The sequence below is a fragment of the Cellulomonas sp. A375-1 genome, from assembly GCF_001040865.1.
GTDB lineage: Bacteria > Actinomycetota > Actinomycetes > Actinomycetales > Cellulomonadaceae > Cellulomonas > Cellulomonas gelida.
The window spans coordinates 13,323-33,065 of sequence record NZ_LFKW01000091.1 but is presented as its reverse complement, the minus strand read 5'-3'; the positions used below and the strand labels follow the sequence as shown (position 1 = coordinate 33,065).

The 19,743-nt window shown below is 72.4% G+C and carries 19 protein-coding genes; 10 read left to right on the top strand and 9 right to left on the bottom strand.

Translation table 11 applies throughout. The features are described from left to right. The first annotated feature begins 154 nt into the window (after nucleotides 1-154). The 6 genes from malF to dnaG all read left to right on the top strand — a co-directional run bounded on the left by malF (nucleotide 155) and on the right by dnaG (nucleotide 9,981). Nucleotides 155-1,774 carry a maltose ABC transporter permease MalF gene (gene malF / locus CWIS_RS09810; protein WP_048343099.1) on the top strand — a complete coding sequence of 540 codons (1,620 nt, stop codon included), beginning with the start codon at nucleotides 155-157 and terminating at the stop codon, nucleotides 1,772-1,774. Further along, on the top strand, nucleotides 1,774-2,688 hold the full coding sequence (locus tag CWIS_RS09805) for a sugar ABC transporter permease (protein ID WP_082156360.1): 915 nt from the start codon (nucleotides 1,774-1,776) through the stop codon (nucleotides 2,686-2,688). The genes malF and CWIS_RS09805 overlap by 1 nt, the downstream gene beginning before the upstream one ends. Then, nucleotides 2,685-4,562 carry a glycoside hydrolase family 13 protein gene (locus tag CWIS_RS09800; RefSeq protein ID WP_048343098.1) on the top strand — a complete coding sequence of 626 codons (1,878 nt, stop codon included), beginning with the start codon at nucleotides 2,685-2,687 and terminating at the stop codon, nucleotides 4,560-4,562. Before CWIS_RS09805 ends, CWIS_RS09800 begins: the two co-directional genes overlap by 4 nt. Nucleotides 4,563-4,598: 36 nt before the next feature. Beyond that, entirely contained in the window at nucleotides 4,599-5,882 is a 1,284-nt protein-coding gene (locus CWIS_RS09795; protein WP_048343097.1) for a deoxyguanosinetriphosphate triphosphohydrolase, read from the top strand. A gap of 388 nt (nucleotides 5,883-6,270) precedes the next feature. Beyond that, entirely contained in the window at nucleotides 6,271-7,884 is a 1,614-nt protein-coding gene (locus tag CWIS_RS09790) for a glycosyl hydrolase family 18 protein (protein ID WP_048343096.1), read from the top strand. Between the two features lie 162 nt (nucleotides 7,885-8,046). Continuing rightward, nucleotides 8,047-9,981 (top strand): DNA primase, encoded by a 1,935-nt coding sequence (gene dnaG, locus CWIS_RS09785; protein ID WP_048343095.1) that lies wholly within the window; start codon nucleotides 8,047-8,049, stop codon nucleotides 9,979-9,981. Nucleotides 9,982-10,101: 120 nt separating this feature from the next. Here dnaG and CWIS_RS09780 read toward each other — a convergent pair whose 3' ends face one another. Then, nucleotides 10,102-10,899 (bottom strand): transglutaminase family protein, encoded by a 798-nt coding sequence (locus CWIS_RS09780; protein ID WP_048343094.1) that lies wholly within the window; start codon nucleotides 10,897-10,899, stop codon nucleotides 10,102-10,104. Between the two features lie 315 nt (nucleotides 10,900-11,214). On the opposite strand from CWIS_RS09780, the gene CWIS_RS09775 reads away from it, so the two are divergent. Beyond that, the gene (locus CWIS_RS09775; RefSeq protein WP_048343093.1) at nucleotides 11,215-12,018 is read left to right on the top strand and encodes a DUF1206 domain-containing protein; all 804 of its coding nucleotides are present in this window, start codon (nucleotides 11,215-11,217) and stop codon (nucleotides 12,016-12,018) included. Between the two features lie 33 nt (nucleotides 12,019-12,051). Here CWIS_RS09775 and CWIS_RS09770 read toward each other — a convergent pair whose 3' ends face one another. Then, complete coding sequence (locus CWIS_RS09770) at nucleotides 12,052-13,362, bottom strand: nitrate/nitrite transporter (protein WP_048343092.1); 1,311 nt, start codon at nucleotides 13,360-13,362, stop codon at nucleotides 12,052-12,054. A gap of 240 nt (nucleotides 13,363-13,602) precedes the next feature. Here CWIS_RS09770 and CWIS_RS18365 point away from each other — a divergent pair, with 240 nt between their 5' ends. The 3 genes from CWIS_RS18365 to CWIS_RS09755 all read left to right on the top strand — a co-directional run bounded on the left by CWIS_RS18365 (nucleotide 13,603) and on the right by CWIS_RS09755 (nucleotide 14,904). Beyond that, nucleotides 13,603-13,794 carry a hypothetical protein gene (locus tag CWIS_RS18365; RefSeq protein ID WP_048343091.1) on the top strand — a complete coding sequence of 64 codons (192 nt, stop codon included), beginning with the start codon at nucleotides 13,603-13,605 and terminating at the stop codon, nucleotides 13,792-13,794. Continuing rightward, the gene (locus CWIS_RS09760) at nucleotides 13,791-14,051 is read left to right on the top strand and encodes a hypothetical protein (protein WP_231583759.1); all 261 of its coding nucleotides are present in this window, start codon (nucleotides 13,791-13,793) and stop codon (nucleotides 14,049-14,051) included. The genes CWIS_RS18365 and CWIS_RS09760 overlap by 4 nt, the downstream gene beginning before the upstream one ends. 61 nt (nucleotides 14,052-14,112) lie before the next feature. After that, on the top strand, nucleotides 14,113-14,904 hold the full coding sequence (locus tag CWIS_RS09755; protein WP_048343089.1) for a tyrosine-type recombinase/integrase: 792 nt from the start codon (nucleotides 14,113-14,115) through the stop codon (nucleotides 14,902-14,904). 159 nt (nucleotides 14,905-15,063) lie between these two features. Here the strand turns inward: CWIS_RS09755 and CWIS_RS09750 are convergent, their stop codons facing one another. Genes CWIS_RS09750 through CWIS_RS09725 form a run of 7 tightly spaced genes read right to left on the bottom strand, consistent with a single transcriptional unit; the run spans nucleotide 15,064 to nucleotide 19,743 of the window. After that, a complete protein-coding gene (locus CWIS_RS09750; protein WP_048343088.1) occupies nucleotides 15,064-15,309 on the bottom strand; it encodes a DUF948 domain-containing protein in 246 nt (81 codons plus the stop codon). Further along, nucleotides 15,306-15,476 (bottom strand): hypothetical protein, encoded by a 171-nt coding sequence (locus CWIS_RS18855; RefSeq protein ID WP_197080810.1) that lies wholly within the window; start codon nucleotides 15,474-15,476, stop codon nucleotides 15,306-15,308. The genes CWIS_RS09750 and CWIS_RS18855 overlap by 4 nt, the downstream gene beginning before the upstream one ends. Further along, nucleotides 15,473-16,009 (bottom strand): M15 family metallopeptidase, encoded by a 537-nt coding sequence (locus CWIS_RS17640; protein ID WP_053071656.1) that lies wholly within the window; start codon nucleotides 16,007-16,009, stop codon nucleotides 15,473-15,475. Before CWIS_RS17640 ends, CWIS_RS18855 begins: the two co-directional genes overlap by 4 nt. A gap of 2 nt (nucleotides 16,010-16,011) precedes the next feature. Further along, nucleotides 16,012-16,605 carry a hypothetical protein gene (locus CWIS_RS09740; protein ID WP_048343087.1) on the bottom strand — a complete coding sequence of 198 codons (594 nt, stop codon included), beginning with the start codon at nucleotides 16,603-16,605 and terminating at the stop codon, nucleotides 16,012-16,014. A gap of 3 nt (nucleotides 16,606-16,608) precedes the next feature. Then, nucleotides 16,609-17,628: a tail fiber domain-containing protein gene (locus CWIS_RS09735; RefSeq protein ID WP_048343086.1), complete on the bottom strand. Its 1,020-nt coding sequence runs from the start codon at nucleotides 17,626-17,628 to the stop codon at nucleotides 16,609-16,611. Between the two features lies 1 nt (nucleotide 17,629). Further along, complete coding sequence (locus CWIS_RS09730) at nucleotides 17,630-19,405, bottom strand: hypothetical protein (RefSeq protein ID WP_048343085.1); 1,776 nt, start codon at nucleotides 19,403-19,405, stop codon at nucleotides 17,630-17,632. Next, on the bottom strand, nucleotides 19,402-19,743 hold the full coding sequence (locus CWIS_RS09725; protein ID WP_048343084.1) for a hypothetical protein: 342 nt from the start codon (nucleotides 19,741-19,743) through the stop codon (nucleotides 19,402-19,404). Before CWIS_RS09725 ends, CWIS_RS09730 begins: the two co-directional genes overlap by 4 nt.

The following is a 19,743-nucleotide window of genomic DNA, read 5'->3' as shown; positions in this document are numbered from 1 at the left end:
CCACGGCGGTGCGGGCGGCCGTTCACGCCCCTGCCCACAGCGGGGGCGCCCCCCACACTGCTCGTGGTCGCCGCCTGCCTGAGCGCAGGGTCGCGCGCCGGAGCAGACTGCACACATCGGCGTCCGACGGCGGGCGCCGCCGCGGAGGACACCCATGTCGCAGCAGACGATCGTGCCCGACAGCGAGCACGCACCCCCCGACTCCCCACCCGGCGACGCGCGGCCCACGCGCGGCGACTCGTCGCCCGCCCGCAACTTCGGCAAGGGCTTCCTGGTCAAGCTCGCGATCGTGGCCCTCATCGACGCGGTCGGCCTGTACGGCATCCTCACGGCGATCGCCGTCGAGCAGTGGGCCATCATGGCCTTTCTCGCGCTCGCGCTCGTCGCCGTCAACTGGATCTACTTCTCGCGGCGGACGCTGCCGGCCAAGTACCTGCTGCCGGGGCTCCTCTTCCTGCTCGTCTACGTCGTGTTCACCGCGGCCTACACGGGCTACGTCGCCTTCACCAACTACGGCGACGGCCACAACTCCACCAAGCAGGACGCGGTCGCCGCGATCCTCGCGCAGAACGAGCAGCGGGTGGAGGGCTCGGCCGCCTTCCCGCTGACCGTCCTGAGCCGCGACGACCAGCTGGCCTTCGCGATCGTGCGCGACGGCGAGGCACTCGTCGGGACGGCCGAGGACCCGCTCGCCCCCGCGCAGGGCGCGAAGGTCGAGGCCGACCGGGTCACCGAGGTCCCCGACTGGCAGGTCCTGGGCTTCGCGGAGATCGCCCAGCGTCAGCAGGAGATCGTCGGGCTGCGCGTCCCCGCGTCCGACGACCCCGCGGACGGGTCGCTGCGCACGCAGGACGCCTCGACCGGGTACCTCTACGAGTCGGTCATGGCGTACGACGAAGACGCCGACACCATGACGAACACGCAGACGGGCGTCGTCTACTCACCGAACGAGCACGGTCAGTTCCAGGCGGAGGACGGCTCGACGATCTCGCCCGGGTGGCGCGTCACGGTCGGCTTCGAGAACTTCACGCGCGCGTTCAGCGACGACCGGCTGCGCGGCCCGTTCATCGAGATCTTCCTGTGGAACTTCGCGTTCGCGCTGTTCTCGGTGCTCTCGACGTTCGTGCTCGGCCTGTTCCTCGCGGTCGTGTTCAACGACCCGCGCGTGCGTGGCCGCAAGCTGCTGCGCGCGCTGCTGATCCTGCCTTACGCGGTGCCGGCGTTCCTGTCCGCGCTGGTGTGGAAGGGCATGCTCAACACGCGCAGCGGCTTCCTCAACCAGGTGATCCTCGGCGGCGCCGACATCGGCTGGCTGTCCGACCCGTGGCTCGCCAAGCTCTCGGTGCTCGGCGTCAACCTGTGGCTCGGCTTCCCGTACATGTTCATCGTCTGCACGGGTGCCCTGCAGTCGATCCCGTCCGACGTCTACGAGTCGGCGCGCATGGACGGGGCCAAGCCGTGGCGGCTCATGCGCTCGATCACGCTGCCGCTGCTCATGGTCTCGGTCGCGCCGCTTCTGGTGGCCTCGTTCGCGTTCAACTTCAACAACTTCTCGTTGATCTACATGCTCACGGGCGGTGGCCCCAACTTCGTGGGCACGCCGGTCGTGATCGGGCACACGGACATCCTGATCTCGATGGTCTACTCCATCGCCTTCGAGAGCGGGCTCAAGCAGTACGGCTTCGCGAGCGCGTTGTCGATCCTGATCTTCCTGCTGGTCGGTGCGATCTCCTGGTGGGGCTTCCGCCGTACGCGTCGTCTCGAGGAGCTGTGATGACCACCCAGACCGCACGGGCCACGTCGACCAAGGCCGCCGGCACCGGGCTGCGCCCCAGCGGGACCCGGGGACGTCGCTGGTGGCGCGAGGTGTCGTGGCGCTACCTCGTCGCCGTCGTGATGATCGTCGTGTGCGTGACGCCGCTGCTGTACGTCATCTCGGCGTCGCTCAACCCGGGCGGCACGCTCGTCGGCTCGAACGACCTGTTCCGGACCGTCTCGGGGGAGAACTTCGCCGAGCTCGAGGCCCGCGGGTTCTGGGGCTGGCTCGGCAACTCCCTGGTCGTGTGCACCGTCACGGCGATCGGCACCGTGCTCATGGGCGCCGCGGCCGCGTACGCGTTCTCGCGGTTCCGGTTCAAGGGCCGTGAGCAGGGGCTGACGGGCCTGCTCCTCGCGCAGATGTTCCCCCAGACGCTCGCGTTCGTCGCGATCTTCCTGCTGCTCCTCACGCTCAAGGACGTGTTCCCGGCCCTGGGCCTGGACAGCCTCCTGGGCCTGATCTGCGTGTACCTGGGCGGCGCGCTCGGCGTGAACACGTTCCTCATGTACGGGTTCTTCAACTCGATCCCGCGTGAGCTCGACGAGGCGGCCAAGATGGACGGCGCCACCCACACGCAGATCTACTGGACGATCATCCTGCGCCTGGTCACGCCGATCCTCGCGGTCGTCGGGCTGCTGTCGTTCATCTCGTCCTTCGGTGACTTCCTCATCGCCAAGGTCGTGCTGCAGCGGTCCGAGAACTGGACGGTGGCAGTCGGGCTCTACTCGCTCGCCGCCGACGAGCGCACCGCACCGTGGGGCGTGTTCGCGGCGGGCGCCGTGATCGCGGCCGTGCCGGTGGTGCTGCTCTTCCTGTTCCTGCAGAAGTACATCGTCGGCGGCCTGACGGCGGGCTCGGTCAAGGGATGACTGATCGGCCCGTGGCGCACGGGCCCGTGGTGCTGCTCGACGCGCCGCACCACGACGGCGCCGAGCTCTACGTCGACCGCGCGACCCCGCGGCTCGGGGACGTCGTACCCGTCCGGGTGCGCGTCCCCGCGTCGCGTGGCGAGCGTGGCGTGCACGTGCGCGTCGTCCGCGACGGCGAGCCACGGTTCGTGCCCGCACGCCTCGAGCGGGCGGACGCGCACGAGCGCTGGTACGTCGCGGACGTCGTGGTGCACAACCCTGTGACGCAGTACCGCTTCCTGCTCGACGAGCCGGACGGCTACCGCTGGCTCGACGGCCGGGGCCTGCACGCGCGGGACGTCACGGACGCGTCGGACTTCCGGCTCACGGTGCACGCACCGGCGCCGCGCTGGCTCGACGACGCCGTGGTCTACCAGGTGTTCCCGGACCGGTTCGCCCGCTCGTCGGGCCACGACGGACCGCCGGCCGGCCCGCTGCCGGACTGGGCTCTCCCCGCGGACTGGTCCGACGAGCCGATCGGGTCCGGCCCGGGCGTCGCGCAGCAGCTGTTCGGCGGCGACCTGCCCGGCATCGAGTCGCGGCTGGACCACCTGCAGCGCCTCGGGGTCGACACCCTGTACCTGACGCCGGTGTTCCCCGCGCGGTCCAACCATCGCTACGACGCCACGAGCTTCGCGCACGTCGACCCGCTGCTGGGCGGCGACGCGGCGCTGGCCTCGTTGTCCGGCGCGCTGCACGCGCGCGGGATGCGCGTCGTCGGGGACCTCACCACGAACCACACCGGAGCGGGGCACGAGTGGTTCACGCGGGCACGCGCGGACCGCACGAGCCCCGAGGCGGCGTTCTACTACTGGACCGACGAGCACCCCGGCTACGTCGGGTGGCTCGAGCACGCGTCCCTGCCCAAGCTCAACTACTCCGCGGCCGGGCTCGCCGAGCGCATGATCACCGGCGAGGGCTCCGTCACCGCGCGCTGGCTGCGTCCGCCGTTCGACCTGGACGGCTGGCGGATCGACGTGGCCAACATGACCGGGCGCTACCGCGACGACGACCACACGCACGCGGTCGCGCGCGCCCTGCGCGCGACCATGTCGGACCTCAACCCCGACGCCGTGCTGGTCTCGGAGCACTTCCACGACGCCGCGGACGACCTGGCCGTCGGCGGCTGGCACGTCAACATGAACTACTCGGCGTTCACGCGTCCGCTGTGGACCTGGCTCGTGGCGCCCGGGTCGACGCTGCCGTTCATGGGCATGCCGGTGTCGGTCCCGCGGGCCGGGGGAGCGGCGATGGTCGCGACCATGCGTGACTTCGACTCGACCGTCCCGTGGTCGGTGACGCGGCACCAGTGGAACCTGCTCGGGTCGCACGACACGGCGCGGATCCGCACGGTCACCGGCTCGCGCGAGCGCGTCGAGGTCGCCGCGGGCTTCCTGCTCACGTACCCGGGCACGCCCGTCATCTGGGCGGGCGACGAGGGTGGCCTCACCGGCACCAACGGCGAGCACGGCCGCGTGCCGATGCCGTGGGCGCGGATCGACGGCGAGCCCGGTGCGAGTGGCGCGGCGTGGGACGCCGCGACGTTCGACGTGTACCGCTCGCTCATCGCGCTGCGGCGCTCCTGCCGGGCGCTGCGCGAAGGGGGTCTGCGCTGGGCGTTCGTGGACCGCGACGCGGTGGGCTACCTGCGGGAGACGCACGACGAGCGCGTGCTCGTCGTCCTGGCGCGCGACGCGTGGGACGGCGTGCGACTGCCGCTGCCGGCGCACGACGCCGAGAACCTCTACGGCGGGGCGCGCCTGGACGTGACCGCACAGGCGGTCGTCGTGCCGGCGGAGCACGGGCCGTCTGTGCAGGTCTGGCGGCTGGGCTGAGCCGCAACGGGCGTGCGGGTGCGTAGGCTTGGCGCGATGACCATGCTCGAGCACCTCGACGTCGACGGCTACGTCGACGTCGACCGCGAGCGCTGGGTCCCCGAGTCGGCGAAGTCCAAGGGGCGCACGCCGTTCGAGCGCGACCGGGCGCGTCTCGTGCACTCCTCCGCGCTGCGTCGGCTCGGCGCCAAGACGCAGGTGCTCGGCCCCTCGTCGGACGACTTCGTACGGACGCGCCTGACGCACACGCTCGAGGTCGCGCAGGTCGGCCGCGAGATCGGCAAGGCGCTCGGCTGCGACCCGGACGTCGTCGACACCGCGTGCCTCGCGCACGACCTGGGGCACCCCCCGTTCGGCCACAACGGCGAGCGCGCCCTGGCGGCGCTCGCGCGCGACGTCGGCGGGTTCGAGGGCAACGCGCAGACGTTGCGTCTGCTCACGCGTCTCGAGCCGAAGGTTGTGGCCGACGACGGGCGCTCGGTCGGGCTGAACCTCACGCGCGCGTCGCTCGACGCGTCGGTCAAGTACCCGTGGCGGTACCTGCAGGGGCCGGTGAGCGCGGCGAGCGGCCGGCCGACGCACAAGTTCGGCGTCTACGAGGACGACCTGCCCGTGTTCGAGTGGCTGCGCCGCGACGCGCCGCCCGGGCGCAAGTGCCTCGAGGCGCAGGTCATGGACCTCGCGGACGACATCTCGTACTCGGTGCACGACGTCGAGGACGCGATCGTCGGCGGGCGCCTCGACCTCGCGGTGCTGTCGCAGCCCGACGAGCGCGCGCGCGTCGTGGAGGCCGTGCAGACCTGGTACGGCGACGCGGTCGACGAGGCGGGGCTGCTCGCCGCGATGGACCGGCTGATCCACGCGCGCCTGTGGGCGCCGGGCTTCGACGGGTCACGCGGCGCGCTGGCGATGCTCAAGGATGCGACGAGCCAGCTCATCGGGCGGTTCGCGAAGGCGTCGCAGAAGGCCACCCGCAAGCAGTACGGGGACGGGCTGCTCACGCGGTACGCCGCCGACCTCGTCGTGCCGCTGACCACGCAGGCCGAGATCCTCGTGCTCAAGGGCCTCGCCGTCGCGTACGTCATGGCGCCGCGCGAGCTCGAGCCGCTCTACCACCGGCAGCGCGAGGTGCTCACCGACCTCGTGCGGATCATGGCGGACCGTGCGCCGCTCGCGCTCGAGCCGCCGTTCGCCGCGGACTGGGCGCAGGCGGCCGACGACGCGGCGCGGCTGCGGGTCGTGATCGACCAGGTCGCCTCGCTCACGGACGTCTCCGCGGCCGAGGCCCACGCCCGCCTCGTCCGCCCGCCACGCCACTGACCCCCGCGCCACTGACCCCGCGTCACTGACCCCCGCCGACCCAGCGTCTGCTCAGGCGTCGCTGCGCTGTGGCCGGAGTGATCGCTGGGTCGTCGTGCGCCCATCGATCGAGGCAGCGGGTGCTCCGGGCATTCGGGTGCGTGCCCGGAGCACCCGCTGGGTCGGGGGAGAGCGGTGTCCTGATGAGGGAGATTGCGCCGGATTCGGGCGGAATCGTTGACGCGTTTCACCCGGTCTGGCTAGCGTCTGTGGCGAGGGATTTGTGAATATCCCTTACTAAATACCGCACTTCCCATCGCACCGGGAGGCAAGGATGCAGCACCACGCAGGACACTCCGGCGACGCAGCCGGCACAGCACGCACGCTCCACCGACGACGACGCAGCGCGGTGGTCGCGCTCGCCGCCGCGGCGGCGCTCGTCGCGACCGGACTGGTCGCCGCACTGCCGGCCACGGCGGCCGGGACGTTCACCGCGACCTTCACGTCGGCGGGTGACTGGGGGACCGGTCACCAGGCGTCCGTGCAGGTCACCAACGGCACGACGAGCACGGCGTCGAGCTGGACGCTCGAGTTCGACCTGCCCGCCGGAACCGCGATCACGAGCGCGTGGGATGCGGACGTGACCCGCATCGGCAACCACTACAAGATCACCTCCAAGAGCTGGGCCGGCCCCTTCGCCCCGGGCGCCTCCCAGAGCTGGGGGTACGTCGGCAGCGGCCCGTTCGCGCAGCCCACCGGCTGCACGGTCAACGGTGCCACCTGCACCGGCGGGACCGTCCCGACGAACCCGACGACGAACCCGACGACGAACCCCACGACGAACCCGACCACCAACCCCACGACGAACCCGACCACCAACCCCACGACGAACCCGACCGCGAACCCAGGCGGCCGCAAGCTCGTCGGGTACTTCGCGGAGTGGGGGGTCTACGGGCGCAATTACCACGTCAACAACATCAAGACATCGGGCAGCGCGTCGAAGCTGACGCACATCCTGTACGCGTTCGGGAACACGACGGGCGGTCAGTGCTCGATCGGTGACTCGTACGCCGCGTACGACAAGGCGTACACGGCCGACCAGAGCGTCGACGGCGTCGCGGACACCTGGGACCAGCCGCTGCGCGGCAACTTCAACCAGCTCCGCAAGCTCAAGGCCGCGAACCCGAACCTGAAGGTCATCTGGTCGTTCGGCGGCTGGACCTGGTCGAGCGGGTTCACCGCGGCGGCGGCGAACCCGACGGCGTTCGCGAGCTCGTGCTACTCGCTGCTCAACGACCCTCGCTGGGCGGGCCTGTTCGACGGCATCGACATCGACTGGGAGTACCCGAACGCGTGCGGCCTGAGCTGCGACTCGAGCGGTCCGCAGGCGTTCGACCGGGTCATCACGGCGCTGCGGAACAAGTTCGGCTCCAGCTTCCTCATCACGGCCGCGATCACGGCGGACGGCAGCAGCGGCGGCAAGATCGACGCGACCGACTACGCGACCGCGGCGACCAAGCTGAGCTGGATCATGCCGATGACGTACGACTACTTCGGCGCGTTCAACCCGCAGGGACCGACGGCGCCGCACTCGCCGCTCACGTCCTACCCGGGGATCCCGCAGGCCGGCTTCAACTCCGAGGACGCGGTGAACAAGCTCATCGCCAAGGGGATCCCGGCGAGCAAGATCCTGCTGGGCGTCGGGTTCTACGGCCGCGGCTGGACGGGCGTCACGCAGAGCGCACCCGGCGGCTCCGCGACCGGCGCCGCGCCCGGCACGTACGAGGCGGGGATCGAGGACTACAAGGTCCTGAAGAACCGCTGCCCGGCCACCGGGACGGTCGGCGGGACCGCGTACGCCAAGTGCGGCAACGAGTGGTGGAGCTACGACACCCCCGCGACGATCGCCACCAAGACCGCCTGGGCCAAGAGCAAGGGCCTCGGCGGGGCGTTCTTCTGGGAGCTGTCGGGTGACACGAGCAACGGCGAGCTGATCTCGGCGCTCAAGTCGGGCATCAGCTGATCGGACGGCGCAGCGAGGGGGTCGGCGCCCGCGGGCGTCGGCCCCCTCGTCGTCCGGTCCGCCGGCTGGTCGTCGGCCCGCTAGCCCGCCGTCGCGAGGTCGGGTCGCCGCCTCACCCGCCCGGGCGTCGGGACGACGACCTGGACGACCTAGACTCCAGGCGTGGCGGGACGCATCCGACGGGAGGACGTGGAGGCGGTCCGCGAGCGTGTGCGGATCGAGGAGGTCATCGGCGCGCACGTCCAGCTCAAGACGGCGGGCGTCGGTTCGCTCAAGGGCCTGTGCCCGTTCCACGACGAGCGGTCGCCGTCCTTCCACGTGCGGCCCCAGGTGGGGCGCTACCACTGCTTCGGGTGCGGCGAGGGCGGCGACGTCATCGACTTCGTCACCAAGGTCGACGGCCTGGGCTTCGCGGAGGCCGTCGAGTACCTCGCTGGGCGCGTGGGCGTGCAGCTCCGGTACGAGGAGGGCGGCCCGACGAGGCCTGCCGAGGAGCCGGGACGCCGCCGTCGTCTGATCGAGGCGCACAAGGTCGCCGAGGAGTTCTACCGCGAGCAGCTCGCGACCCCGGGCGGCGCGGCCGGTCGGCAGTTCCTCGCGGAGCGCGGCTTCGACCGGACCGCCGCCGAGCAGTTCGGCGTCGGGTTCGCGCCGACCGGGTGGGACGCGCTGCTCAAGCACCTGCGTGGCCGGGGGTTCACCGAGCCCGAGCTGATCGCGTCGGGACTCGTGAGCCAGGGCCAGCGCGGCGTCTACGACCGGTTCCGCGGACGGCTCGTCTGGCCCATCCGCGAGGTCACGGGCGAGACGATCGGCTTCGGTGCCCGCCGGCTGTTCGACGAGGACAACGGCCCGAAGTACCTCAACACCCCCGAGACGCCGCTGTACCGCAAGTCGCACGTCCTCTACGGGCTCGACCTCGCCAAGCGCGAGATGCAGCGCGACAAGCGCGTGGTCGTCGTCGAGGGCTACACCGACGTCATGGCGATGCACCTCTCGGGCATCGGCACCGCGGTCGCGACGTGCGGCACGGCCTTCGGCTCGGACCACACCCGCATCGTGCGCCGGCTCATCGGCGACTCGGGGGCGAGCAGCGGCGTGCAGCTCGCGACGGGCACGTCGGTGGGCGGCGAGGTGATCTTCACGTTCGACGGCGACGAAGCGGGCCAGAAGGCCGCGTTGCGCGCGTTCGGTGAGGACCAGACGTTCGCCGCGCAGACGTTCGTCGCGGTCGAGCCCAGCGGCATGGACCCCTGCGAGCTGCGCCAGAGCCGCGGGCCCGACGCCGTGCGCGCGCTCGTGGCCGGACGTCAGCCGCTGTTCGCGTTCGTGCTGCGCGCGACCCTCCGCTCGTACGACCTGGCCACCGCGGAGGGCCGCGTCGCCGCCCTGCGCAGCGCGGCGCCGGTCGTCGCGGGCATCCGTGACGCTGCCCTGCGGCCCGAGTACACGCGGCTGCTCGCGGGATGGCTGGGCATGGAGGACCTGGCGACCGTGCAGCGAGCGGTCGACGGCGCGCGTGGTCGTGGGGGAGCGGCGGGCCGCGCACCGACGAGCGGTGGCCGGCCGGCCGGTGCCACGGAGCGCCCCGCGCGGACCCAGCGGCCCGGACCCGTCGACCCCGTGCTCGCGGTCGAGCGCACCGCGCTCGAGGTCGTGCTGCAGGCGCCCGCGCTCGTGCCGGCGGAGTTCGACGAGCTCGGCAGCGACGCGTTCGCTGCCCCCGCGCACCGCGCCGTGCACGAGGCGATCCGTGCGGCAGGCGGCGTGACCGCCGGGCGCGCGTCGGTCGGTGAGGACGGTAGCTCGACGGCATGGGTCGGTGCCGTGCTCGACGAGGCGGCCGAGGCGGTGCGCCCGCTCGTCACCGAGCTCGCGGTCGCCCCGGTCCCCGAAGACCGTCCCGAGGCGGTCGGCGACTACGTGCGCGGCGTGGTGCTGCGCCTGGTGGAGATGGGCTTCACGCGGCACATCGCCGAGCTGCGCGGGCGGCTGCAGCGCATGGACGCGACGGCCGACCCTGCGGGCTACCAGGCTGCCTTCGCCGAGCTCGTCGCGATCGAGGGACGCCGCCGCAACCTGCGCGAGAGCGTCTGACCCCCCGAGCGAGCCCGCCCGCCGCCCTACGACGCTCGCGCGCCTGGGTGCTCGGCGCCCGGATGCTCGGCGACCAGATGCTCGTCACCTGGCTGGTCAGGCGACAGGACGCTCGGGCGCTCAGAGGAGCGCGCGCAGCCCGCCGTCGTCGTCGGCGTCCATGAGGCCGTCGACCGTCGCCGTCACCGTCATCGAACGCAGCGTCAGCGCACCGCCGTACGACGACAGGAAGGCCGTGTCCGTGGCGTCGCGGCCGGTCGCGATGCGCAGCATCCCCTCGCGCGGCGCGAGCCGCGTCGCGTCCAGCAGGTGCCACGCGCCGTCGACGTACGCCTCGGCGACCGCATGGAAGTCCATGGGCTTGAGCCGGGGCGCGTACACGGAGACCAGTCGCGCGGGCATGTCGCACGCCCGCAGCAGCGCCACGACGAGGTGCGCGAAGTCGCGGCACACGCCGCGCCGCTTGAGCAGCGTGTCGGTCGCGCCGTCGGTCGGCAGGCTGCTGCCCGACAGGTAGGTCACGTGCGCCGAGACCCACGCCACCACGGCGTGCACCAGATCGGCGCCCGCGAGCCCGCGGAACTGGTCGCGCGCGAAGGCCAGGAGCCGGTCGGACTCGGCGTACCGGCTCGGTTGCCGGTACTCGACGAGGTCCAGGTCCTCGACCGGTGCGGGTGCGGCCAGACCGCTCACCGACGCCTGGTAGTCCACGACGACCCGACCGGTCGGAGCCTGCACGTGGTGGATGCGGCCGCCGTGCCCCGCCTTGATCTCGACCACGTCGAGCGGGCCGTCCTCGTGCCGCACCGTGAGCAGCTCGGAGCGGTCGTAGGCGCCGTCGGCGACGGCGACGGCGAGGTACAGCTCGAGGGGGCTGCGCACGTCGAGAGACAGGTGGCAGGAGACGGTGCGCAGCACGGCCGGTGGTCCATTTCCCCGGCTGTCGGTGGCCGGAACTCACGAGGGGGCAGCGCAAGTGTGGGGCTCGTCGGGCCGTTCGACAAGCCGGTCGGAGGGGCACACTGAAGGCGCAGGTCAGGGCCCCGTTCCTACCGGTCTGCCCCGGTGGTCCGACGACGCGACCGTGTCGTCGGGAGGTACCCGCGCGCCGCGCGCGGGCGGGCGGTCCGGCGCTCCTCTGCGGTCGCGGCCGACCACGTCCGCTGCCACGATCGGACCTGCGCCGGCGCCACCCCCGCCCGGCCTGCCCTTCTTGACCCGACGGGAGCCATCATGGCGAGCACCTCCGACCTGTCCCGTGCGACCCGGGACGCCTGGGCGACCGCCGCGCGCGCCGGCTACGCCGTGAGCGGCGTCCTGCACGCCCTGATCGGCCTGCTGGCGCTGCGGCTCGCACTCGGCGACTCGGGGGCGTCCGCGGACCAGTCGGGCGCGCTGTCGACCGTCGCGGACGAGCCCATGGGTCGCGCGGCGCTGTGGGTCGCGGTGGTCGCCTTCCTCGCGCTCGCCGCCTGGCAGGTCGCGAAGGCCGCTCACGTCGGAGCGGCGCGCGACCGTGCGGGCTCGGGCACCGATCGCGTCAAGGCGATCGGGCGGGGCGTCGTCTATCTCGGGCTCGCTGCGGTGACCGTGGCTTGGGCGCGCGGCGGAGGCTCGTCGTCGTCGGGCGACACCCAGGGTCTGACGGCCGACCTGCTGTCCGCGCCGGCGGGACGGCTCCTCGTGGGGGCGCTCGGGCTGGCCGTGATCGGCGTCGGCGTCTACCACGTGGTCAAGGGCTGGCGTCGCACCTTCCTCGAGGACCTCGCGGGGCTGCCCAGCGGGCACGCCGGGCGGGGCACCCTGATCGCGGGCAGGGTCGGCTACATCGCGAAGGGTGTCGCGCTGGGGATCGTCGGCGGGCTGTTCGTGGCCGCGGCGTGGCACGCCGACGAGTCCGAGGCGACCGGGCTGGACGGCGCGATGCGCACGCTCAAGGAGGGCCCCGCCGGGCCCGTGCTCCTCACGCTCGTCGCGCTCGGCTTCGTCGCGTTCGGCGTGTACTGCTTCGTGCGCGCCCGGTACGGGCGGCTGTGAGCCCTAGTCAGGTCAGGCGCAGCGGCGCGTGCCTCAGCGTCGGCGGCGGAGCGCCTGGCGCAGCGGCGGCACGACGACGCCCTGCGCCGCGAGCTGTGCGCGCGTGCGTCGGCGGTTGAGCAGCACGCCCCAGACGCCCAGGGCCCACGGCACCAGCAGGGCGCTGAACGCCCAGCGGTACGCGTCCAGCGAGTAGGTCGTCGTGCCCGGGGGAGAGACCGCCTGGAGCACGACGCCGACCGCCAGCACAGCGCCGATCGTCGAGGTGAAGCCGCCCGTGTTGACGAACCCGGAGGCCGTCCCGAGCCGCCGCGGCTCGCTGTACGTCCGCGCGAAGTCCATCCCGACGAGCGAGACCGGACCACCGGCGCCGATCACGGCGACGAAGGCGAGCAGGTGCCACATCGGGCGCGGGGTCGCCGGCACCAGGACCGTCACCCAGGCGGCGAGGGTCGCCACGCACGAGGCCAGGACGATCGACGTGCGACGCAGCGGGTGCCGACCCGTGACCCGCCCGACGACCGGCCCCGAGAGCATGGCGGTCAGGGTCAGGACCGTCAGCAGCAGCCCGGCCTCGGCGGTCGAGCGGCCCTGCGCCGTGACGAAGAACGGCACGCCCCACAGCAGCGAGACGACGTTGGCGCTGAAGGGCGTCGCGAAGTGGCTCCACCAGCCCAGCCGGGTGCCGGGCGGGCGCGACGCGGCGCGCACCGCCTGCGCGAACGACTCCGCCGCACGCGGGCCGGTCCGTGTCCCCGGCGGCTCCCGCACGCCGAGGAACGCCCCGACGGTCGCGAGCGCACCCACGCCCGCGAGCACGCAGAACGCCGGCGTCCAGCCCTGGTGGTGCAGCAGCCACGCGAGCGGGATCGCGGACGCGAGCTGACCCGACTGCCCGATCAGCCCCGTGAGCTGCACGAGCACCGGCACGCGACGCGGCGGGAACCACTGCGCCACGAGCTGCACCGCGGAGATGAAGATCCCCGCGTCGCCCGCGCCGATCAGCACGCGCGCGACGAGCGCGGCCGGGACGTCCTCCGCGAAGGCGAGGACGAGCTGGCCGACGGCCATCACGGCCGACCCGACGCCGATCACGACGCGCGCACCGAACCGGTCGAGCAGGCGCCCGGCGGGCAGCTGCATCGCGGCGTACACCGTGAGCTGCACGACCGAGAACAGGGACAGCGTGGTGGCGCTCAGGCCGAACCGGTCGATGGCCTCGACGCCCGCGACCCCCAGGGCGCTGCGGTGCAGGACCGCGACGAAGTAGGCGGCGACCGCGGCGACGTAGACGACCACCGCACGGTGCGACGACGCGCGCACGGGCTGCGGCACGCCGGACATGGGGTGGGAGGCTCCGTCTCGCGGAAGGGGTCGTCTCGACCCCGTGGGGCCGTCCCCAGCCTACGTCCAGGACGCCGATGCCCTCGTCGTCGCACGGGTCCGCCCGAGCACGACGAAGGCCCCGCCTGCGGGGGCAGGTCAGGGCCTTCTGGAGCTCCCCCGACTGGACTCGAACCAGTAACCCTTCGTTTACTCGCTCGCGCAGGTCAGGGCGGCGCGTTTCGGCGGGGAGCGTGCGGCATGAGCGCGCTCGACAGCACCCCGCAGCCCGACGCGATCGACGCGCTCGTCGCGGCGGGGCACGCGTACTGGGACACGGACGGCACCCTCGTCGGGATCGCCGCTGACGGCGTGCATGTCTCGCTGAACTACGGCGACCGCGCGGTTGCCCTGCGCTACCTCGCCGAGTACCCGACGCCGGACACGTGGTGAGCGGCGGGAGCGGCGACCACCGCGAGTTCATGGCGTTCGCGCGGCGCATCCTGCGCGCGGCGTCGCGGCGCATGGCGGACGCGGACCCAGAGGACCTCGGGGACCTGCTCGCGCTGCGCGCGGCGGTCGACGAGGCGATCGACCAAGCCGTCGTCGGGCTGCACGAGCAGGGCACGTCATGGGCGGCGATCGGAGCGGCGGCGGGCATGTCGAAGCAGGCCGCTCACAAGCGCTGGGGAGCGTCAACCGTTGGTTGACCCTGGATCGACGGGACGGACGCGCCTCGTGTCCGTCCCCGCGCGGGTCGATGACAGGGCGATGGAAGCGACTACGTGGGCTGCGGCCCTCACCCTGTACGTCCGTCACCGCCGCGCCTCGGGCACCTCCGAGGGCACGATCCGTCTGCACCGGCACTACCTGCGCCACCTAGCCCGCTACGTCGCCGAGCCCTACGCCGCGACCACGCCGCAGCTCGAGGACGCGCTATCGGTGCGCCGGTGGTCACCTGAGACGCGCAAGTCCGCGCGCGCGGCCGTGCGCGCGTTCTACCGGTGGGCGCACGCGGCCGGGCACGTCGCGGCCGACCCGTCGGCGAGCCTGCCCGCCGTGCGGGTCCCGGCCGGTGCGCCGCGCCCGACCCCGGAGGACGTCCTAGCGCGCGCCCTGGCCCTCGCGGACCGCCGTGGGCGGCTCATGCTGCTGCTCGCCGCGCGGGGCGGTCTGCGGTGCTCGGAGGTTGCGCAGGTCCACACGCGCGACCTCGCGGGGTCCGTGCTGTACGTGCACGGCAAGGGTGGCAAGACGAGGCGTGTGCCCGTCGTCGACGCCGAGCTTCTGTACGCGATCCGGGCGGCGGACGGGTGGCTGTTCCCCGGCCGGACCGGCGGGCACCTCGCTCCCTGCACGGTGGGCGACCTGCTCGGCGAGCTGCTCCCGGACGGCTGGACGGGCCACACGTTGCGCCACCGCTTCGCCTCGCGCGCCTACGCGGGCACTCGCGACCTCGGTGCGGTCCAGGACCTCCTAGGGCACGCGCGACCGGAGACGACACGGCGCTACGTCGTCGTGCCCGACGACCACCTCGTCGCGGCCGTCGCGGCTGCGGCCTAGTTGTAGGAAGTCACAGCGCCGGCGCGAGCTCGCCGGCGCCGCGGCGTTCGCATAGTTGCAGGTCAGAGCGTCGCGAGTGTCGCGAGGCGTTTCGGCCCTTGTGCGAATCGGCAAAACGAGAACGGGTCCCGGTGAGCTCACCGGGACCCGTTCCTCTCGTCAGCGGCGCTGCCACCACCTACGCCGCGCGTGGTACGCCTCGACGTCGGCCAACCGCTTGTCGATCCGGTCGACCGCGTCGCGCAGCGACGAGCCGGAGTTCGGGCGCACCTCGTGCTCCAGGGTGCGCCTCGTCGCCTTCGCGTGCCGCGAGCTGCGCCACGTCACGACGACGAGGTACCCGATGAGCGCGACGAATGCGATAGCGGACCAGGGGTCGTCGATCGCGGTGGGGTCGAGGTTCACTCGTCCGACACGTTCACGTCGGCCATGGCCGTCACGGCCGCGACGAGCAGGAGCCAGGCGGCTGCCTGCTCGTCGTCGACGACGCCGTACACGCCCGCGACGACGAGGCCTGCCGTCGACACCCGGTAGACCCAGCGGCGCACGCCGGGTCGCAGGAGCTGCTTCACGGCGTCACACCTTCCGGCGTCAGGCCGTTGCGGAACTGCTCGAACGTCGACGGGGTGACGTCGACGACGGGCACGCCCGCTGCCTCGAACCGGGCGACGTCGGCGACGTCGAGCCCGACGATGCGGTCGCCGCAGACCGCGCGGACACGGCTGCCTGCTCGGATGATGACCATGTGCGGTGCCTTCCTGTTGACGGGGTCGTGCCGGTGCGTGTCGTGGGTGGCGAAGTGCTCCCAGTGCCACCACTCCTTCGGGTTCGTGCGGCGCCACCCGTGCGCGCCGCCGTGCCGCTCCATCCATGCCGACGCGTCGCGGGGCAGGTCGAGCGCGTGGCCGGTCTCGTGACGGGACGAGCCGGGCGGCAGGGCGAACGCACCCTCGCCGCGCAGGTACTTGCGGCGCAGCTCGGCCTGCTCGGCGTAGGTGCGCCCGGCAGACGTGATGCCAGCGGGACACCCGGCCGCGCGCATCCGCCGGTAGGACGCTGCGGCGTCGTCGGCGAGCCAGTGCCCGGGCGCGATCGTCGTCTGCATGGTCAGGCCCTCTCGTAGCTGTAGGCGATGGACAGCACGTCCCCGGGACCGGCCGCGACGGGCGCGGTGGCGGACATGCGCGTCGTCGTGGTGCTACCGGCCGTCGGGAACTGCGCGAACGCCTGGGTAGCCGCCGTCGACGAGCCGACCCACCCGTGGTAGGTCACGTTCGCGGACGAGTCGTAGAACGACGCCGCACCGTTGAACACGGCGTTCGTGACCGCCGCCGGTGCGGGGAGCGTGTACGGGTGTCCGAACCCGGAGTTTGCCGACGCGAGGACGGTGGACGCGCTGAACGTGAGGACGTGTCGGACGTGCACGGTCTTGCCCTGGGTGCGTTGGCGCGAGACGAGGGTGCCGGTGCCGAGTGTCCAGCCGGACCCGAGCGCCGGGACGTAGGCCGTCCACGCCCCGGCATCGCCCTCCAGGGCGTCGATACGGGTGTCGAGGTCGGCGTCGCCTGCGAGCTGCTGCGAGACCATCGTCGCGACCTTGTTCGACACCGAGTCGGCGAGCAGGTCGATGAGGTCGGAGAACGTCGGCTGGACGTCGGTCTCGTCGTGGCGGTAGATGCCGTTGGAGTCGATCGCACCCATGGGTCAGGCCTCCTCGGGGAGTCGGGCCTCGAGCGCGGCGAGGCGGTCGTGCAGGGCCCGCACGTGAGGGATCAGGGCGACTCCGATGCGGTCGTACGCGATCGCGTCGGGCCTGCCCTCGGCGTCGTACACGACGAGCTCGTGCAGGCCGAGCGCGTCGAGCTCCTCGGCGATCGCCCCGAAGTAGCGACGCCCGTCGTCGGGCGCGGCGTACCGGTCACGCCAGGTGCGCGGCTGGACGTCCAGGAGCGTCGGCGTGTGGTCGGCGTCCGTGACGTCGACCTTGTAGCGCAGCGACGAGGAGACGCGGCGCAGGACACCGTTGGCGGGGTCGACCCACATGTTCGCGGCCGAGCTCGTGGTGTTCGAGCGGATCGACTCGGAGAACACGAGGTCCTGTCCACCGATGTTCCCGACGCCAAGCGATGCGTCGCCGCCCTCGATCATGGTCAGGCCGCCCGAGGCGAGGGTCGCGTCGCCGCCCGCGGTGATGTCCACGTCGGCGACGGTCTCGATCTCGACGCCCGTGCCCGGGATCAGGGTGATGCTGTGCGGGCCAGCCTCGACGGTCGCTCTGACCGTCGAGGAGACCGTGACACCCGAGATCGCGATGTCGACGCGGTGGTTCCCGGAGGGTGTGCGCAGGCGAAGCGGCTCGGCTTCGAGTGTCCATGTCTCGCCGCTCGACAGCGTGTCTGCCATCTGCTGCTTCGTCAGCGTCTCGTCGGCCACCTTCGCCGCGGTGACCGCCTTCGCGGCGATCTTGGGCGTCGTCGTGCCGCCGTCCGCGAGGGCCCGCGTGGAGACCGTCTTGTCTCCGTACTTCGGCTCGGTCAGGAGCTTGTCGGGAATCTGGCCGATCTTGAGGACGCCGGTGATCTTCTCGAAGGGGTGCCCCCCGCTCGTGATGTGGGCCGCGACCCAGTCGGCGAGCGCGTTGATGTCGAAGTAGCCGAGCCGCTTGTCCTTCGTCGAGGGCACGACCGGCCCGCCCGCCGCCGCAGCTGCGTCACCTGTAGCCATGTCAGACGTCCTCCGTCCAGTCGATCCCGGCGGGGACGTCGTCCCAGGAGACGCCGGGGGTGTCAGCGAGCCAGGAGTGCTCAGGGGCTTCGAGCAGGTCGCGGGTGGTCACGGTCATCCGGTCGGTCGGGAGCGACCACGTGACCGACGCGACGACGCCCGTCACGACGACGTCGTCCGGCAGCGTGAACGTGAACGACTGCCGGGGGCCCGCGTGGTAGTCCGACACGGCTTCCAGGCGCAGCGACCGGCCCTGCGATGCGACGTAGCGCAGCAGTGCACGAGCGGCCCCGGAGCGCGGCCAGGGGCGCCCGTCGCGGATCACCTTGTAGACACGGCGGGCGAGGGTCTCGCCGGCGCGCTCGTAGCGGGTCTGCTCGACCCCGGACCCGTCCGTCCAGCGGTACTCGACGAGGACCGCGTCGAACCACGCCTCGGTGTCCAGCCTGTCCGTCCCGGCCGTGAGGATCGGCGCAGCGCGCAGCTCACCCGCGCCGGGCGCCTGCACGTAGCCGAGACGCCACGCCCCGAGCTCGTCGCACCACAGGCGACGCTCACCGGCAAGCACGAGCGGCGCGAGGTACTCCCACACGCTGACACCCGGCGACCAGGCAAGGGCGTCCGGGGTGAGGTCGGTGACGTCAGCGACGGTCTCGACGAGCGTGGCGTTCAACCGGCGCAGCGCGAAGTTGATCGTGTCGACGAGCGAGGTGCCAGCTGGTGCGACGGGGACGACCTCCCCGGAGTCGACGCCCTGCGCGACGATCTCGTCCGACATCGCGGTCAACGTCATCGTCCCGGCTTCGAGGTCGACGTCGCGGGTGACGAGCGACAGGTTGAACGATCGCCGGGTCGAGCCACGCACACCACCGGCGTTGTAGCCAATGCCGAAGTCCTGCGACGCCGCGAGCAGCGTCTTGTTGCCGTACGCGGCCGTCCACGCGGCGGCGGACCCGCCGAGCCTGGCGGTGTACTCCGACAGCGGCGAGCCCTCACCGAAGGCCTGCGTGAGGCGCGCGAACACTCGCACGCCGTCGCGCGGGTCGATCTGCGCGAGCACGGACGGCTCGGGCGTCTTGCACACGAGCGTGGCCTGCGCGTACGGGGACCACGACTCGTCGAGCGTGATGGACGCGTCGACGACGTCGAGCGGGATGCGCTGCCCGGCGTGCGCGACCGGCGACGGATCCCACACGGGCACCACCGTCGTGAGCTGCGACAGCCGGTAGTCGTCGAAGAACATCAGGTTGCCGTCGTCGAGCAGGGTGAAGTTCGCCCGCAGGCGCACCCGGTGCGTCGTCGCAGTGGCCGTGAACGTGCAGGTGATCGTCTGCCAGGGCGTCTCGGGCGTAGGGATCGACGCGGGCGCTCCGTAGCCGATCCCCTCGACGCCGACGTCGGCGGTGCACGGCCCGCCGTAGTAGCCCCGGCTGACGCGCACCGACAGCCGATAGGTCGTCCCGGCGACGAGGCCGACGTGGTCGCGGTACAGCGAGAACATGCCGACCTGCGGAGTGTTGACGGGCCGCGTTCCCAGGAAGCCCCAACCGTCCTCGGCGGCGGACCCGCCGAGCGATCCGGGCCATGGGTCGCTGTCCGGCGGACGCGTCCAGTTGAGGAGGTCCTCGTACTCGCCGGTCTCCTCGGAGTAGGTGTAGGCCTCGTCGACGAGCACGCGCGGCGCGGCGAGCGTCTCCCAGGTATCGACGTACCGGCCCTCGTCCTCCACAGTGTCAGGGGTGACGATCTCGGCGGCGATCGTGTGCTTAGAGATCACGTGATGACCTCCAGGTAGTCGGCCTCGACGATCCACCGGCCCTGCTCCAGGCGCAGGCGTGCACGCTCCGCGACGAACGACATGGAGATGTGCGGGCGCTGGTCGTCGTCGAGATCGAACGATCCGGGCTGCTGGAGGAGGTAGAACGCGGCGACGGCGTCCGCCTCGGCGACGTAGAGCAGGTGCAGCGTGCCCGAGCGCGGCTCGGTGCTCGCCAGGGTGACCGCGAGCCCGCCGCCGATGATCGGGTGCCGTCGAATCGGCTTCTCGACGGACGTCTCGTAGCCGAGGACGAGGTCGGGCGTGGTCACGGTCGTGCCGTGCGTGATCGACGTCAT